The organism is Actinacidiphila acididurans (genome assembly GCF_016918855.1).
Taxonomy (GTDB): Bacteria; Actinomycetota; Actinomycetes; order Streptomycetales; family Streptomycetaceae; genus Actinacidiphila; species Actinacidiphila acididurans.
Genome location: NZ_JADKYB010000001.1, coordinates 228,784 through 244,838, shown reverse-complemented (window position 1 = coordinate 244,838; position 16,055 = coordinate 228,784). Strand labels below are relative to the sequence as shown.

Genomic DNA, 16,055 nt, shown 5'->3' with positions numbered 1-16,055 from the left:
CCAGGACGGCCAGAGCGCCGCCCGCTCACTCCTCGGCAGTGCCCGTCCCCTCGTACAGCTCTCCGCTCACAATGCCCCCCGCGCGATCATCGCGCGACGGGCGGCAACGCCCAGGGCCGGCGCCGGGTAGCCGGCAGGCAGTCCGCGTTCCACGGCGTCCATGACGTCCTCGGTCGAGAAAGTAATGCCGGTGTCGACGGCCAGACGGGTCGTCTCCAGGCAGGCGGCGGTGAGCTTGGCCAGAAGATCGTGCTGCTCGGCCTTGATGTTGTCGGGCCTGGTCAGCAGCATCCGGGCGAGGCGGCACGGGGAGATGTGGCTGCGGTCGGCGTCCGCCTACAGGCGCCAGTGGCCCCAGGCCCGCGATCGTCTCCTGAGCCGAGAGGCGAGCCCCGCAGAGGAAGAACAGCAGCGCGATCGCGGTGTCGGCCCCGCGTGTCACCGCGTGCTGAGCCGTTCCGGTGTCCGGGAAGACGGCTGTAAGAGCTGGGCAGGCCAGTGCGGGCTCGAACCGGGCCACCGCTTTCGGCTGTTCAGGCGGATATCGGGCCGGCCCCGGCGCGGTGCGGGACGGTGGCGCACCAGTCGACCAGGCGAGGCCCTGCGTTCCCGTCGGCTACCCGCGGAACATGTGCATGGCATGTAACACGGAGAAACGCGCTGGACACGCTTGAATGGGGTGGCTCGTAACATGCCGTTGTGAAGATCTCTTCGTCCTTCAAGATCACCACCGGTCCCCCGATTCCGGTGGTGTGTCCTACGGAGAGGGGATCCGCCAAATGGCAGAGACTCAGACGGGAACGGGTACCAGCCGACGTGGTTTCCTGCGGGCTGTCGGCGTCACCGGTGGTGCCGGGGCCATGTTCGCCACTATGGGAGCGCTCGGGCTCGCCCCCACCGCCGCCTACGCCGCGGAGAAGGAGGCGCCCTTCACCGCTCCTCGACGCGGTGACTTCACACTCCAGGGCCGGGGCGGCAAGCCCGCCAAGGTAGTGGTCATCGGCGGCGGCATAGCGGGCCTCACCTCGGCCTACGAGCTCGGCAAGGCCGGGTACGACTGCACTGTTCTCGAGGCCCGCGACCGCGTTGGCGGCCGCAACTTCACTGTGCGCGGCGGTGACGTCGTCACCGACCTGAACGGTGCAACCCAGAAGGCGACTTTCAGCCGGGATCAGTACATGAACTGCGGCCCGGCCCGTCTCGCCCAGTGGATGAGCACTCTGGACTACTGCCGAGAGCTCGGGGTACCAGTCGAGGTGTTCACCAACACCAACGCCAGCGCGCTCATCTACAACGAGTCCACCGGCATGAAGGCCCCGGTCGCCTACCGCACCGCCAAGGCCGATGTGTACGGCTACGTCTCCGAGTTGCTCGCCAAGGCCACCAACGCCGGCGCCCTCGACGCAGAGCTGACCGCCGACGACAAGGAGCGGCTGCTCACGTTCCTGAACAGCTACGGCTCCCTCGGGCCCGGCTACCAGTACACCGGCACCGAACACCGAGGCTACAGCGTCGATCCCGGCGCCGCAGGCACCCCCGGCATGGAACTCGGCGACATACCCTCCCTGTCCGAGGTCTTCGCCTCCAACGTCGGCCGTACTTTCTCCTTCGAGTTCGGCTACGACCAGGCCATGCTGATGTTCCAGCCGATCGGCGGCATGGACGCGATACCCATGGCGTTCGCCGAGGCCATCGGCCCCGACAGGATCCTCACCGGCGCAGCGGTCACCGACGTCAGTAACACCTCCGACGGCGTCGAGGTCGCCTACACCCGTAACGGCAGAACCAAGGTCGTCCACGCGGACTACTGCATCGCCACGCTGGCGCCCTGGATCCTCGCCCGGACCTCCCACAACCTCGGTTCCACGGTGCAGGCCGCCCTGCAGGCCGTGCGGCCCTCCCAGGCATCCAAGATCGGCCTGGAGTACAAGAGCCGCTGGTGGGAGACCGACTTCAAGATCATGGGCGGCATCACCGAGACCGACCTGGACCTGGACCACATCTGGTACCCGTCCTACGGCCACCTCGGCGAGCGAGGCACCATCATCGGCTACTACAACACCGGCTCCCACTCCGAAACCTACTCGGCGCTCGCCCCGGCCCAACGCCTGGAGCGCGCCATCGCCCAGGGCGTAAAGATCCATGGCGAGAAGTACCGGTCCGAACTCGCGGCCTGGTACTCGCACCAGTGGAAGCTCGCTCCGCACATCGAGGCCGCCTGGCACTCCGTGCCCGGTGGCCCCGACGCCCCGGCCTTCGCCCCGCTCAACCAGGCTCAAGGCAACGTCTACTTCGCGGGCGACTACCTCAGCTACCTGGACGCCTGGCAGGCCGGCGCGATCTCCTCCGCCCGCAAGGTCGTCACCGAACTGCATCAGCGGGTCCTGGCCTCCTAGCGCACCCGGCAGGGGGAGAGGCTCCTCGCGGATGCGGGCGGCGGCTTCGGTGTCCTCGGCGGCGACGGCGCGGGCCTCCTCCAGGACGCGGTCCAGACTGGCGTGCGGGATGACGACGGCGCGCGACGCGTCGGCGAAGACGTAGTCGCCAGGGGTGACGCAGACACCGGCGACCTCGACGGGGACGTAGGCGGCGCAGGGCATGGCGATGTCGCCGCCCCAGTGGGTGGCCTCGCCCCAGCACCAGGTCGCGAACCGCAGCTGCCGCTACTCGTCGAAGTCCCGCAGGCGTCCGTCGGCCAGCACGCCGGACAATCCGTGGTGGGTGACCCGACACAGCTTGGTGCCGCCACCACCGTGGGAGGCATCCGGATAGCCGCCCGCTGGACAGCACCAGCACACGGCCGCGGCGACTGCCCGACCGCCTCGTAGAAGAGCTCGCCGAAGCCGACCCGGCCCGCGGCATATCGTCCCGGTAGGGCAAGGACCACCGTCAGCGAGCGGTTGTCACGGAAAAAGCGACGCCTGGGCCTGGTGCTCGCCGTGACGTCACCACCACGCCCGAGGAAGCACTCTCTGGATCCGGCGCGGTGGAGGCCCTGCTGATCGGCACGACCACACAGCACCTTAGGCCCCCGAGCTACTGGGACCAGACGCTCCCCGGCACATGGCCGAGCGCATGCACACAGCCGTCATCCGCTTCGCACACAGCGCCACACACAGTCTTTTGGGCCCTGGGCGAGCAGGCGGTCGCATGGCTCGGGTTGTCGTGTACGCACTGCGCAGGACGAAGGGCGTACTGGACCGGGTGCTGCCACGCCTCGATCCGGAGGGCCGTGGCGATGCCAGTAGCATCGCCGAAGAGGACATCGCCGGGGCGTTGACCGGCACGCAATCGCCGTCCTGGGCGTGGCCCCCCACGGTGGGCCACGCCGCGCGGGACGGGCGGGGGACATCGGTCTCGCCCGCCGCGCACTCCGGTAAGCGTCCGGAAAGGCGGGGCCTGCCATCATGCCCGGCGACCGGAGGGCGCCAGCCCGCGAAGGCGAGGGTGCGGAATCGATGAGAGTACTGGTGGTCGAGGACGAGCCGGACATGGCCGAGTCCCTCGCGTGGGGTCTGCGAGCCGAGGGCTACACGGTGGACGTCGCGTCCACCGGCGTGGACGGGCTGTGGAAAGCCGTGGAGACGTCGCCCGACGTGATCGTCCTGGACGTGATGCTGCCGGGCATGGACGGCTACCAGGTCTGCCGGGCCCTGCGCGAGCGGGACCGGTGGACGCCGATCCTGATGCTCACCGCGATGGACGAGGACCTCGACCACGCCGAAGGGCTCGACAGCGGCGCCGACGACTACCTGGCCAAGCCCTTCTCGTACCCGGTGCTGCTCGCCCACCTGCGGTCGCTGACCCGCCGCGGCCTCGGCACCAGGCCGACGGTGCTCACCGCCGCCGACCTGAGCCTGGACCCGGCCGCCCGTACGGTCACGCGCGGCGGCCGGGCCCTGGACCTGACCGCCCGTGAGGTGTCGGTCCTGGAACACCTGCTGCGGCGAAAGGGCCGCGTGGTGTCCAAGACCGAACTGCTCGAACACTGCTGGGACGTGAACTTCGAGGGCGGCCCCTCGGCGGTCGAGGTCCAAGTCCACCGGCTGCGCCGGAAGCTCGAAGCCGCGGGCGAGGCACAGCTGATCGCGACCGTGCGGGGCGAGGGGTATCTGATCCGGGAGGACCCGCGGTGAACACGGCCGGCCCGACGTACCGCCGGCGTCCGGGCCGTCGGCGGGCCGCAGCCACCGTGCGCACCCGGGTCACCGGGGTGGCGGGGCTGGCGCTGACCCTGGCGGTGACGCTCGGACTCGTGCTGCTGTACCTGCTCCAGGTCGGCTCCGCCCACCGGACGGCCGACGACGAGCTGCGCACCTACGCCGTGCAGATCGAGCAGTCGGCGCAGGGCGGCGCGTGGCCGCGGCCACTGCCCGCCTCCGCCCTGGACGCGCAGGCCCAGGCGCAGGTGCTCGCCCCGGACGGCGCGGTGCTCGCCTCGACCCGGTCACTGGAGGGCATGACCGCCGTCTACGCCCTGCCTGCGGGGGCCGCCGCGCCGGTACGGCAGAAGGCCGGTCCGGGGCTGCCGGACGCGGAGCGCGTCCTCGGCACACGCGCCACTGTCGACGGCAGACCGGTGGTGATCGTCATGTTCACCCCCACCAACCTGCTCAAGGAGGTCAACGAGACCTTCGCCCGCCTGCTGCTGATCGGCGTGCCGGGAATCCTGCTGCTCGCCTGCGGCACGGTGTGGCTGGTCGTGGGCCGGGCGCTGAGGCCCGTGGAACGCATCCGCCGCACGGTCACCGAGATCACCGCGGCCGACCTGACGCGGCGCGTCCCGGAGCCGGGGACCGACGACGAGATCGGCGACCTCGCCCGCACCATGAACGACATGCTCGCTCGCCTTGACGAGTCAGCCGGCCGGCAGCGCCGCTTCGTCGCCGACGCCTCGCACGAGCTGCGCAGCCCTCTCGCCGCGATCCGCACCACACTCGAAGTCGGGCTCGCCCACCCGGACACCGCGCCCTGGCCGCAGATCGCCCGGCGAGCCGCACGCCAGTCCGGCCGCCTGGAGACCCTCGTCCAGCAGCTTCTGCTGCTGGCAAGGAGCGACGACCGGCAACTCCTCGCGCGCCGCGCCCCGGTCGACCTCGGCGAACTGGTCGAGGACGTACGGGCGACGAGCGCGACGGCGCGCGTGAGCGTCGAACTCGACCGCCGCGACGACTGCATGGTCCTGGGCGACCACGATTCGCTCGGCCGTATGGTCCGCAACGTCCTCGACAACGCCACCCGCCACGCCCGGCACCGGGTCCTGGTCTCCGTGATGGACCTGCCGCCCGGACAGGTCGGCGTCGAAATCACCGACGACGGCCCCGGGATCCCGGCACAGGAGCGCGACCGCGTCTTCGACCGCTTCGTCCGCCTGGACGCCAGCCGCGAACTCACCAGCGGATCGAGCGGCCTGGGCCTGGCGATCGCCAAGGAAATCGCCACCGCCCACGGCGGGCGGATCGCGATCGCCGACTCCCCCGGCGGCGGCGCGAGCGTACGGATCACACTGCCGCGCGCCACGCCGTAGGCCGGCAGGCCCTATCCGCCCTGGACCACCCGCCCTTCCGGGGTCCCGTAGTACCAGCAACGCCCCGCCGGAGCAGGAGGGAACGTGCCGGCGGCCAGTGCGACGGGCGGCCCGGCATCGATGTGTTCCGCACCGCGTAGGAAGCTGCGGGACGTTCTCCTCCGGCTCTGGCCAGGTCATGTCCCTCGGCTCGGCTGCGCGACGGTATTTCCGCACCGGACCTAATGTCGTACCCGGCGCAGTTCGAGCAGCTCCGGGACGCTGAAGTCCGGGGACTTCGACCAGTTGACGACGTTCTGCTCGTCCGTGCGGATCAGTTCGGCCTTGGCGAGGACGGCCGGAAGGGCCTCCTCGGGGATCCGCAGGACGCCGTGTTCGTCGCCGTGCAGGATGTCGCCGGGGTGGACCCGCAGGCCGGCCACGGTGACCGGGGTGCCGACGTCGGTCAGCCGCATGTAGGAGCGCGCGACGCACAGGCCGGCGGCGTGGACCGCGAAGGGCAGGTCGCGCAGGGTGTCGGCGTCGCGCACCCGGCCGTTGGTGATCACGCCCTGGATGCCGAGTGCCGCCAGGAGGCTGCCGTTGACCTCGCCGAGGAACGCTCCGGCGCCGGCGGGGCGGTCGCGGTCCTCGATCACGACGACGACGGGGCCGGGAAGCTCGCTGACCGCCCGGTGCAACCGGGAGACCGGCACGGCGTCGTCGTCGGGCTCGCGGGCGACCATGCGGGCGGTCACGGCGCGGCCGACCATGACGCTGCCCGGGCCGGCGGTGACGCGGTGGATCGAGCCGTCGGTATATCCGCCGTTGAACGGGCGCAGCCGGAGCGCGTCGAGGGCGTTGCTGAGCGCGGGGGTGTCCCAGTCGGCGAGTGCCGCGACGTGTTCGGGGTCCGCGGTGGTGGTCATCCGGTGGCTCCTTCGCTCCTGGGGTGCGGGTAGTCGATGTCGATGATCAGGTTGTGGTGGGCGTCGACAACGGCGGTGCAGTCGGGGCCGACGGCGCACGAGGTCTCGTGCTCCTCGAACACCGCGGGCCCGGCCACGGTGGCGCCGGGGGCCAGCGCGTCGCGGTCGTAGACCGCGGCCTCGCACACGCCGAACCCGGGAATCCGCACGCTCCTTCGGCCGCGCAGCGGCGCGGCGCCGGCCCTCTGTCCCGGCGAGGCGTGGACCAGTGACGGGCGGGCGGTGGGCAGGGTGGCGGTGAGCCGCCAGTTGGTGACCTCGGGCGTGCCCTCGGGCAGTTCGCGGCCGAAGACCGCGGTGTACCGCTCGGTGAACCGGCGGCGCAGCTCCCCGGCGCGGGAACCGGACAGCGGGCCGTCCGGCAGTGGAACGGTGATCTCGTGGCCCTGCCCGAGATAGCGCATGTCGGCGGACCGGGTACGCACGATCCGCGCCGTGCCCGGCTCCATGCGGCTCAGCAGTGCGGCCGCGTGCTCCTCCATCTCCTCGTACAGCTCGCCGACCTTCGTCCAGTCCGCGGCGGCGACCGGTGTGGCGTAGCCGCGTACGTCCTCGACGGCCGGGTCGGCGACGAGGAACCCGAACGCCGACAGGACACCAGCGCCCATCGGCACGATCACGCGCCGTACCTTGAGGCTCTTGGCCAGCGCGTAGGCGTGCACCGGGCCGGCGCCGCCGAATGCCATCAGGGCGTACGCACGCGGGTCCCGGCCCTTCTCCGACAGGTGCATCCGGGTCGCGGCGGCCATGTTCTCCGTGACGATCTCCAGGGTGCCGTCGGCGGTGCGCGCGGCGTCGACGCCGAGGCGCCCGGCGAGTTCCTCGAAGGCTCCCCGCACCCGCGGCAGCGTCGGGGTCAGCTCCCCACCGAGGAAGTGGTCCGGGTCGAGATGCCCGGTGAGCAGGTCCGCGTCGGTGACGGTCGGCCGGGTGCCGCCGCGTCCGTAGGCCACCGGGCCGGGGACCGAACCGGCGCTGCGGGGGCCGACCTTGAGCAGTCCGAAGCCGTCGGCCGAGGCGATCGAGCCACCGCCCGCGCCGATCTCGATCATGTCGATGACGGCCGTCTTCAGCGGCAGTCCGGAGCCGGGCTTGAACCGGTCCAGCCGGCCGGCCTCGAACTCGTGGGTGACGTGCGGGAGTCCGTGCTCGACGAGGCTCATCTTGGCGGTGGTGCCGCCCATGTCGAACGCGATCACCCGGTCCTCGCCGGCCAGTCCGGCCAGGTGCGCGGCGGCGATGGCCCCGGCGGCCGGACCGGATTCGAGCAGGCCGACCGGGAGGGCCTTGGCCCGCGCGAGGGTGGTCAGTCCGCCGCTGGAGAGCATGAGGGCAATCGTTCCGGTGAAGCCGAGCCGGGCCAGGTCCGCTTCGAGCCGGTCGAGGTAGGCGCCGACGACCGGCTGGACGTAGGCGTTGACGCACGCGGTGCTGGTGCGCTCGTACTCGCCGATCTCCGGCGCCACGTCGGCCGAGAGGCTGATCGGCAGGCCGGGGTGGCGGGAGCGGACGAGTTCGCGGGCGATGCGTTCGTGCGAAGGGTTGGCATAGGAGTGCAGGAAGGCGATCGCGAGCGCTTCCACGCCGTGGCCGTCGACCAGTTCCCGGGCCGCTTCGAGCACGGCGGCCTCGTCGAGCGGCACGAGTTCGGCCGCGTCCGCGGTGATCCGGCCCGGCACGCCGATCCGCAGGTGCCGCGGCACGATCACGGGTGCGGGCCGGGCGTAGAGGTCGTCGGTGTCGTAGCGGATCTCGCGGCCCATCTCCAGGACGTCGCGGAAGCCCTCGGTGGCGATCAGGCCGACCTTCGCCCCGGTGCGTTCCAGGAGGGTGTTGGTGATCAGGGTCGTGCCGTGCACGAGGGTGGTGACCTGCTCGATCCCTACGCCCGCGGTGGCGAGCAGGCGGCGTACGCCCTCGATGACGGCGTGGCTGGGGTCCCCGGGCGTGGTGAGCAGTTTGGCGGTACGGGTGGTCGCGCGGCCGGCGTCGTGCAGGACGAGGTCGGTGAAGGTGCCGCCGACGTCCACGCCGATCGTGCAGGAGAGGCGGGCGGCGATGTGCTCGGTCATGGGTTCGGTTTCCCGTCGTTCGTGCCGTCGGCCGCGGGGACCGCGCCGGTGCCGTAGTCGCGGCGGGCCGCGGCGGGCGTGATCAGCCCGGCGCGCAGGTCCGCGGCGACCGCGGCGGGGTCGCGGCCGGACGGGGGACCGTATCCCCCGCCGCCGGCGAAGGAGATGGTGATCGCCGTGCCCGGTTCGAGGGTGGACAGGGAGGTGAGCGGCGGAGTGCGGCCGTCGTCGTACGCGGCGTGCGCGGGGGCGCCGGGCAGGCCGCCGGCGATGCCGAGCGCGGGATGCTGCGAACGGTCGCCGAGCAGTGCCACGCGGATCGGCGCCTTGCCGGGGTTGGCCACCTCGATGTCCTGGCCGAGGCCGCCGCGGCGGGTGCCGGCGCCGCCGGAGTCGGTGCGGAACTCCTTGCGCCGGAACAGCAGGGGCGCCGTGGCTTCGAGCGCCTCGATGCTGCCGCTGCCGGAGTTGGTCGGGAAGGCGGTGGTCGACAGTCCGTCCTGCCGGGCGCAGGCGCCCATACCGGCGCTGGCGAACAGGATCGCCGCGAAGGGGTCGCCGGCCTCGTCCCGGCCGGCGAACTGGACGCGCAGCGCCGGGGCGCCGCCGCTGTCGGCCAGGACGCGGTCCGGCAGCACGTCCGCCAGGGCCTGGTGGACCGCGCAGGACAGCAGATGGCCGGTCAGGTGCCGGGCGAGCACGGGCGCCGGGAAGACCGGGTTGAGGATGCTGCCTTCCGGCGCGCTGACCGTGATCGCCCGGTAGGAGCCGTGGTTGGTCCGGGTCCCGGGATCCAGCAGGAGCTTGAGCGGATGTACGGAGTAGGCGGTGGTGTAGTTCAGCGTGCTGTTGACCGCGTACCCGACCTGCGGTGAGCTGCCGGTGTAGTCGATCGCGATGTGCTCGCCGTCGACGGTGAGGGTGCATTCGATGTGGGTGGGCCGGCCCTCGACGCCGTCCGCGTCCAGCGAGGAGCGGTAGACGCCGTCGGGGACGGCCGCGATCGCCGCCCGGGTGCTGCGGTCGGACATGGTGTGCACGAGCCGGGACAGTTCGCCGAAGTCCGGTTCGCCGATGTCCTCGAGCAGTTCGGCCGCCCGCCGGCGGCAGACCTCGTGCGCGGCCGCCTGGGCCTCGAGGTCGCCCCACACCTGGACGGGCAGGCGTACGTTGGCCCGCAGCAGGGCCGCGACGGACTCGTTGCGCGTCCCGTCGCGGTAGAGGTGGACCGGGGGGATGAACAGGCCCTCGGCCATCAGGTCCGTGACGCCGAGGGTGGGGTTGCCACCGATGTCCGGGACGTGCGCGGCGCTGCCCGCGAAGCCGACCAGCGCGCCGTGGTGGAAGACCGGGCTGACCATGGCGATGTCGGGCAGGTGCCCGGTGGCGATCCACGGGTCGTTGGTGATCACGACGTCCCCCTCGTGCCAGGTCCCGGCCGGGAAGATCTCCAGCAGGTGCCGGGTGAGCGTCCCGATGAGCGCGGCGAAGGCCGGGATGCCGGCCCGGGACTCGGCGACGGTGCGCCCGGCCGGGTCCATCAGCACCACGGTGTAGTCGTTGGATTCGCGGATGATGGTGGAGAACGCGGCGCGCAGCAAAGTGGTCGCGGCCTCGTCCACGACGGCCGCCAGGCGGCTCCAGCGCACCTCCAGGTGCACCGCGTCCAACGGCCGCTCGTGCGCGGCCGGTTCGCCCTGGAGCGTACGGTCCGGCATCACGCCCTCCCCCGGGGCACCGGCAGCTCGGCGAGCGGGATGTGGTGCTGGCCGGCGTGCATGTCGCGGTCGTGCAGGCTGCCCTGCGGAGTCGGCCGGGGCATGGAGACCTTCACTACGCGCAGCTGCGGGATCCGGAAGATCTGGAGCGTTCCGGCCTCGACGTGGTAGAGCGCGGCGACGGTCTCGGGGGTGATGAGCGCGTCGGCGACGCGGTATCCGGCGTCGTCGGACATGAACGCCTCCAGCGTCAGCCAGAACGGGCCGGCGTTCTTGGCGCGGACCTCCAGCGCGAGGTCGGCCAGCGTGGTGTCGGTCATCGGGGGCCTCCGGCCGGTGCGGCGGTGTCGATACGGAACAGTTCGACGGGGTCGTCGACCTGGACGACGTGGTTGAGGACGAACGCGTAGGCGGGTCCGCGGTCGATGTGCGCAGGCGAGAACGCGAAGGCGAAGCTCGGCAGGTAGGGCATGTCGGGCAGCGGCAGGTGCAGCAGCAGCGGGTTGGCGACCTTGGAGATCGCCGTGGCCAGCTCCTGCGTCGGCGCCGAGACCAGCAGCATGACGCCGACTTCGCGCGGTGGCGCGCCAGCGGTCTCCAGCCGGTCGAGGATCGCGTTGTGCCCGTAGAGGCGCACGTCGGCGCCCCAGTCGTCGTCGCGCAGCCCGAGCACGCTCTGGACGCGGTCCGCGAGGAGTTTGCGCAGGAGAACGGCCCACTCCTCGATCGAGGCGAGGATGTGCGGGTCGCGGATGCCGACGAAGGACATTGTCTCGTACCCGGTGATCGCGGCGCCCTCCAGCTTGATGGTGTGCCGGTCGGCGGGTTCGAAGCGCGAGCCCTCCACCCGGACCGTCCGGTCGTCGACTGCGGTGTAGCGGGCGTCGGCGACCTGGAGGGTGCCGGCCGGCTCGCGCATCGTGAAGGGGTTCGCGGTCTCGTAGAGCATGTGCGCGGCGACGGAGGCGGGGGTGCAGGCGGCGTTCGGGTCGAGCGGCTCGACGGTGAAGCCGCTTTCGTCGATGCGGGCGAGCACGCCGCCGGAGCGCGGGTCGGTGGTGCACTGGCCGCCGCACTCGACGATCTTCGCGGCGTGCCAGGTCGGGCCGGGCGGCATGCCGCGCAGCAGCGGAAGCGCGGCGGCGAGCGCGGTGTCGGTGGCGCGTCCGGCGAGTACGACCTGCGCGCCGGCCTCGATGGCCCGGGCGATCGGCTCGTGGCCCATCATGCCCACGATGTGGGAGCACGTGAGGAGGGTCGACGCGTCGAGCGGACCGAGCGGGGGCAGCGGCTGGATGCGCCCGGCCTCCAGGCGGGTGACGAGGTCCGCGGCGCGCTGTTCGCTGTAGATCTCGGCGATCGGCAGGTCCCGCCCGTCGGCGGCGCAGATCTCGCGGACGATGCCGGAGACCCAGCGCACCCCCGCGTCCGTACCGCTGGTGCCGCACGAGCCGACGACGAGCGGGATGCCGGCCTCGTGCGCCGCGCCGAGCAGGATGCGCAGATCCCGGCGGACGGCGCCGTCGGCGGTCTTCGGCTCGCCGGCGCCGAGGTAGTGCGGGCCGGAGTCGGTCGAGCCTCCGTCCACGGCGATCACGTCGGCGCCGAGGGCGAGGCCGCGCTCGACGGTGGCCGGGTCGAAGCCCGCGCCGAGCATGCCGGCCGGGACGAGCACGCCCACGCTTTTCGGCGCGGACCACGAATTTGACACGATGTCACTCCTGGTGATCGCTGAAGGTTCCGGTCAGTCGACGAACACGGCCGCGCCGGGCGGGATCCGGATCCGGGCGGGCCCGCAGGCGACGGTGTGCGGGGCGTGGACCTCGATGCGTAGTCCGGCGACCCGCACCTGGTAGCGGTAGTGGTCGCCGAGGAACACGGCCTCGATCACGCTCGCGTCCACGCCGGGCGCGTCCGGGCCGTCGAGTTCGATGTCCTGGGGCCGTACGGCGACGGTGGCCTCCGGGCCGCGGGGGGCGGCGCCGACGGTGATGCCGTCGGGGAAGGCGGGCATCCGCAGCACACTGCTGCCCGCGGGGCCGGCCGCGACGGAACCGGTGAGGAAGTTGCACTGGCCGAGGAATTCGGCCACGAACCGGGCGCCGGGCTCGCGGTAGACCTCCTCGGGCGTGCCGTCGCGCAGGATCCGGCCGCCGTGCATCACCAGGATCCGGTCGCTCATCGCCAGCGCCTCGTCCTGGTCGTGCGTGACGAACACGGTGGTGAGCCCGAGCGAGGTCTGGAGCTGTTTGAGCCAGTCCCGGGCGCGCTCGCGCAGCTTGGCGTCGAGGTTGGAGAAGGGCTCGTCGAGCAGCAGCACCCTGGGCGGGTGGGCGATCGCCCGGGCGAGTGCCACGCGCTGCTGCTGGCCGCCGGAGAGCTGGTGCGGGTAGCGGTCGCCGTGCCCGCCGAGCTCCACCAGGTCCAGCACCTCGGCGACGCGTTCGCGGGCGGCGCGCTTGTCCGCCTTGCGCAGCGACAGCGGGAACCCGACGTTCTGCGCGACCGTCATGTGCGGCCACAGCGCGTACGACTGGAACACGATCCCGAGGTCGCGGCGCTCGGCGGGCAGGTCGACGCCCGCGGAGCGGTCGACGAACACCTCGTCGCCGACCGCGATCACGCCCTCGTCCGGGCTCTGGAACCCGGCGATGGCCATCAGCGTCGTGGTCTTGCCGCAGCCGGAGGGGCCGAGGAGCGTCACGAACTCCTTGTCGCGCACCGTGAATCCGATGCCGTCGAGCACCGTGGCCGCGCCGAAGGACTTGCGCAGGTTCCGAATCCTGATCTCAGGCATGGTCCACTCTCCGAAGGGCGCGCCCGGCGACCAGCAGCACGGCGGCGACGATGACGACCTGGAGGACGGCGAGGGCGGCGACCGGCCCCTGCACGCCGGTGCTCCAGTGCTGGAGCATGGTGACGCCGAGGATCTCGGTGCCCGGCTTCTGGAGGAACACCACCGGGTCGTAGTCTCCGAGCAGCGTGACGAACATGAACACGAAGGCCGCCAGCAGTGCCGGACGCAGCATCGGCAGCAGGATCCGCCGGGCGACGGTCCACCATCCGGCGCCGGCCGCGTGTCCGGCCCGGTCGAGTTCCACGCCGATCCGCGCCAGGCTCGGCTGGATCACCACGTACGCCAGGGTCAGATTCCTGACGCACAGGGCGATCGCCTCGCCCCACAGGTTGTTCCGGACCAGCGAGCCGGGGGTGAACATCAGGTAGGTCCAGAAGAACCCCATGCCGAGGATGACGCCGGGAACCGCGCGCGGGTACATCAGCGCCGGGGCGATCAGCCGGCGCAGCGGGAACCGCGACCGGTGCGCGATCAGCGCGGCGACCGCGACCAGCGCCACGCTCGCCGCGCCGCCGCCCACCGCGATCAGCAGGCTGTCGGTGATCGAGCGGCGCAGGGCCGGATCGGTCGCCACCGCGTGCCAGTTGTCGGAGGTCATCAGGTGCCAGGGCGCCACCAGCGTGGTCAGGACCCGGACGAAGGACATGAGGACGAGCCCGAGCAGCGGAACGACGCTGGTGACGGCGATGAAGACGCCGATCGCGGCCGAGGCCGGCCGGCGCCAGCGGCCCAGGTCGAGCGGCCGGTGGACGCCGCCGCTGCGTGCCCCGACGGTGACGAAGCGCTGCTCGGCGCCCGACAGGCGGGCCCGGACGACCAGCAGCAGGGAGACGACGACGAGCAGCAGCACCGCGCCGGCGCTGACGAACGGCGGGTCCGGGGTGCCGCTGTTGCTCCAGGACCGGTAGAGGAAGCTGGCGTAGAAGTCGATGTTCGACGGGCCGCCCAGGAACAGCGGTATGCCGAGGATCTCCAGGCAGAGCGCGAAGATCAGCACCGTGCAGTTGAGGATCGCCGGGCGGAGCATGGGCAGGGTGATCCGGCCGATCACCCGCAGCGGTCCGGCCCCGGCGCTGCGGGCGGCGTCCTCCAGCGACGAATCGGTGCCGGCCAGTGTGGACCGTACGGTCAGGTAGGCGACCGGCAGGGTGACGACCGCGCCGAACACCGTCATGCCGGGGATCGAGGAGAGGTTCCAGACGGGCAGGTGCAGGTTCCGGCTCAGCAGCTGCGTGACGTAGCCGCCCTGGCCGTAGATGGCCGTCCATCCCACGATCAGGCCGAGCGGAGGGATGACACTCGGCGCCATGAGCAGCAGGCCGTACGCCCGGCGGCCGGGCAGGTTCGTACGGGTGCACAGGATCGCGAGCAGGGTGCCGCCGGCCACTGCGAGCGCGGTGGTGCCCACCGCGAACAGCAGCGTGTTCTTCACGGCCGTCCGGTACGCCGGGTCGGCGAACAGCGTCCGGTAGCCGCCGAGGCTGAAAACCCCGCCCGGCAGGTACACCGGCTTGCTGCGGAAGGAGGAGTAGACCAACGGGACGAACGGGCCCACGACGAGCCCGATGACCAGCACGCTCACGACCGCCTGGCCGACGGAGGCGGGGGCGCGCGGCCGTCCCGCCGCCACCGGGGTGTCCACCGCGGTCACCGGTGGAACGCCTTGTTCCACTGGGCGGTGATCGAGGGCTGCCGGTCGAGCACGGCCTGGTCGATCGGCACCAGATACGTCGACTTCGCCGGCACCTGCGTGGCGAGCGAGGTCAGGGAGGCGGTGCAGCCGGCCTGGGGCCGGAAGCCGTTCATCGTCGCCTCGAAGCCCCCTCGGCACAGGGCCTGCTGGCCCGCCTCGGAGTAGAGGAAGTCGAGGAACAGCTGCGCCGAGGCGGGGCTGGCGGCCTTGGCGGTGACGGCCGCGGCGCGCGGCACCAGCGGAGTGGCGTCCTGCATGAAGACGTATCCGGCGATGCCCTTGTACTGCCGCAGGGCGGCCTGCGTGAGTCCGGTCGCCATGTACGCGATCGAGGCCGAGCCCTGGAGGACCTGGTTGAGCTGGTCCAGGCCCTCGCTGTAGGTCTTGGTGACCGGGGCCAGCGCCGCCGTGTAGCTCTGCGTCCTCGCGCTGCCGAGGATGTGGTGGAGGCCGTAGAACCCCGCGTAGTCAAGGGTGTTGCTGATCGGGTACGACACCATTCGGTACTTCGCCGGATCCGCCTTGGCGTCCGCGGCGAGCTGCGCCCAGGTGTGCGGGACCTCGGAGGGGCGGAGCAGCTTGGCGTTGTAGCCCAGCAGCATCGGCTCGGCGGACATCACGTAGACGCCGTGCCCCTGGTTCACCCATGAGGGGAACGCGTCAAGGCCCGCGGGTGTGACCGGGGCGGGCACCCCGTTCCGCTCCGCCTCCACCCACTGCGCCGGGGCGCTGGCCACCAGCAGGTCGGCGGTGCGGGCGCCCTGGGCGGCCTCCGCCTCGTACTTGGCGAAGACCGTCTTGTCGTCCAGCGTGGTGACCTGGACTTTTATCGCCGGGTACTGCTTGTTGAACGCCGCGATGACCGGCTGGAAGTACTGATTCGGCACGTTGGCGTAGACGACCAGCCCCTTCTCGGACGCGGCCTGTCGCGCCAGCGTCGCCGTCGGGGCGGGCGGGGACGCGGACGAGGCGGTCGTCGTGATCGACGAGGAGCCGGTCGAGCAGGCTCCGAGGACGGCGCTGAGGGCGAGTGCGGTGCCGCCGACGAGCGCGGCTTTGCGGGGCATGCGCATGAGGCCTCCAAGTCGCTATAGCAACGCTGCTATAGCATCTGTCGCGGCAACGTATGTGCTATGGCAAAACTTGTCAAGGTTTCCCGCCTCCTCCGATAACAGCAGGCCAGAGGGCTGATTGGCGCTTCGTGCAGTTCGCCATAGCAA

General features: G+C 71.8%; 12 protein-coding genes. 3 read left to right on the top strand and 9 right to left on the bottom strand.

Annotated elements, in window-relative coordinates:
- Window positions 1-66 precede the first annotated feature (66 nt).
- Window positions 67-291 carry a hypothetical protein gene (locus ITX44_RS01020; protein WP_205355011.1) on the bottom strand — a complete coding sequence of 75 codons (225 nt, stop codon included), beginning with the start codon at window positions 289-291 and terminating at the stop codon, window positions 67-69.
- 488 nt (window positions 292-779) lie between these two features.
- Here ITX44_RS01020 and ITX44_RS01015 point away from each other — a divergent pair, with 488 nt between their 5' ends.
- The 3 genes from ITX44_RS01015 (at window position 780) to ITX44_RS01005 (ending at window position 5,527) form a co-directional block, all read left to right on the top strand.
- Entirely contained in the window at window positions 780-2,396 is a 1,617-nt protein-coding gene (locus ITX44_RS01015) for a flavin monoamine oxidase family protein (protein ID WP_205355010.1), read from the top strand.
- A gap of 1,062 nt (window positions 2,397-3,458) precedes the next feature.
- Window positions 3,459-4,136 (top strand): response regulator transcription factor, encoded by a 678-nt coding sequence (locus ITX44_RS01010; protein ID WP_205355009.1) that lies wholly within the window; start codon window positions 3,459-3,461, stop codon window positions 4,134-4,136.
- A complete protein-coding gene (locus ITX44_RS01005) occupies window positions 4,133-5,527 on the top strand; it encodes a sensor histidine kinase (RefSeq protein WP_205355008.1) in 1,395 nt (464 codons plus the stop codon). Before ITX44_RS01010 ends, ITX44_RS01005 begins: the two co-directional genes overlap by 4 nt.
- 221 nt (window positions 5,528-5,748) lie before the next feature.
- On the opposite strand, the gene ITX44_RS01000 is transcribed toward ITX44_RS01005, so the two are convergent.
- The 8 genes from ITX44_RS01000 to ITX44_RS00965 are packed head-to-tail and all read right to left on the bottom strand — an operon-like array spanning window position 5,749 to window position 15,908.
- Window positions 5,749-6,435, bottom strand: coding sequence for an RraA family protein (locus tag ITX44_RS01000; RefSeq protein ID WP_205355007.1), 687 nt, complete (start codon window positions 6,433-6,435; stop codon window positions 5,749-5,751).
- Window positions 6,432-8,567: a hydantoinase/oxoprolinase family protein gene (locus ITX44_RS00995; protein WP_205355006.1), complete on the bottom strand. Its 2,136-nt coding sequence runs from the start codon at window positions 8,565-8,567 to the stop codon at window positions 6,432-6,434. Before ITX44_RS00995 ends, ITX44_RS01000 begins: the two co-directional genes overlap by 4 nt.
- Complete coding sequence (locus ITX44_RS00990; RefSeq protein WP_205355005.1) at window positions 8,564-10,285, bottom strand: hydantoinase B/oxoprolinase family protein; 1,722 nt, start codon at window positions 10,283-10,285, stop codon at window positions 8,564-8,566. Before ITX44_RS00990 ends, ITX44_RS00995 begins: the two co-directional genes overlap by 4 nt.
- Window positions 10,285-10,605 carry a DUF4387 domain-containing protein gene (locus tag ITX44_RS00985; RefSeq protein ID WP_205355004.1) on the bottom strand — a complete coding sequence of 107 codons (321 nt, stop codon included), beginning with the start codon at window positions 10,603-10,605 and terminating at the stop codon, window positions 10,285-10,287. The genes ITX44_RS00990 and ITX44_RS00985 overlap by 1 nt, the downstream gene beginning before the upstream one ends.
- Window positions 10,602-11,996: an acyclic terpene utilization AtuA family protein gene (locus ITX44_RS00980; RefSeq protein ID WP_307795023.1), complete on the bottom strand. Its 1,395-nt coding sequence runs from the start codon at window positions 11,994-11,996 to the stop codon at window positions 10,602-10,604. The genes ITX44_RS00985 and ITX44_RS00980 overlap by 4 nt, the downstream gene beginning before the upstream one ends.
- A gap of 33 nt (window positions 11,997-12,029) precedes the next feature.
- The gene (locus tag ITX44_RS00975) at window positions 12,030-13,082 is read right to left on the bottom strand and encodes an ABC transporter ATP-binding protein (RefSeq protein WP_205355003.1); all 1,053 of its coding nucleotides are present in this window, start codon (window positions 13,080-13,082) and stop codon (window positions 12,030-12,032) included.
- Complete coding sequence (locus tag ITX44_RS00970; RefSeq protein ID WP_205355002.1) at window positions 13,075-14,793, bottom strand: ABC transporter permease; 1,719 nt, start codon at window positions 14,791-14,793, stop codon at window positions 13,075-13,077. Before ITX44_RS00970 ends, ITX44_RS00975 begins: the two co-directional genes overlap by 8 nt.
- A complete protein-coding gene (locus ITX44_RS00965) occupies window positions 14,790-15,908 on the bottom strand; it encodes an ABC transporter substrate-binding protein (RefSeq protein ID WP_205355001.1) in 1,119 nt (372 codons plus the stop codon). The genes ITX44_RS00970 and ITX44_RS00965 overlap by 4 nt, the downstream gene beginning before the upstream one ends.
- Window positions 15,909-16,055 lie beyond the last annotated feature (147 nt).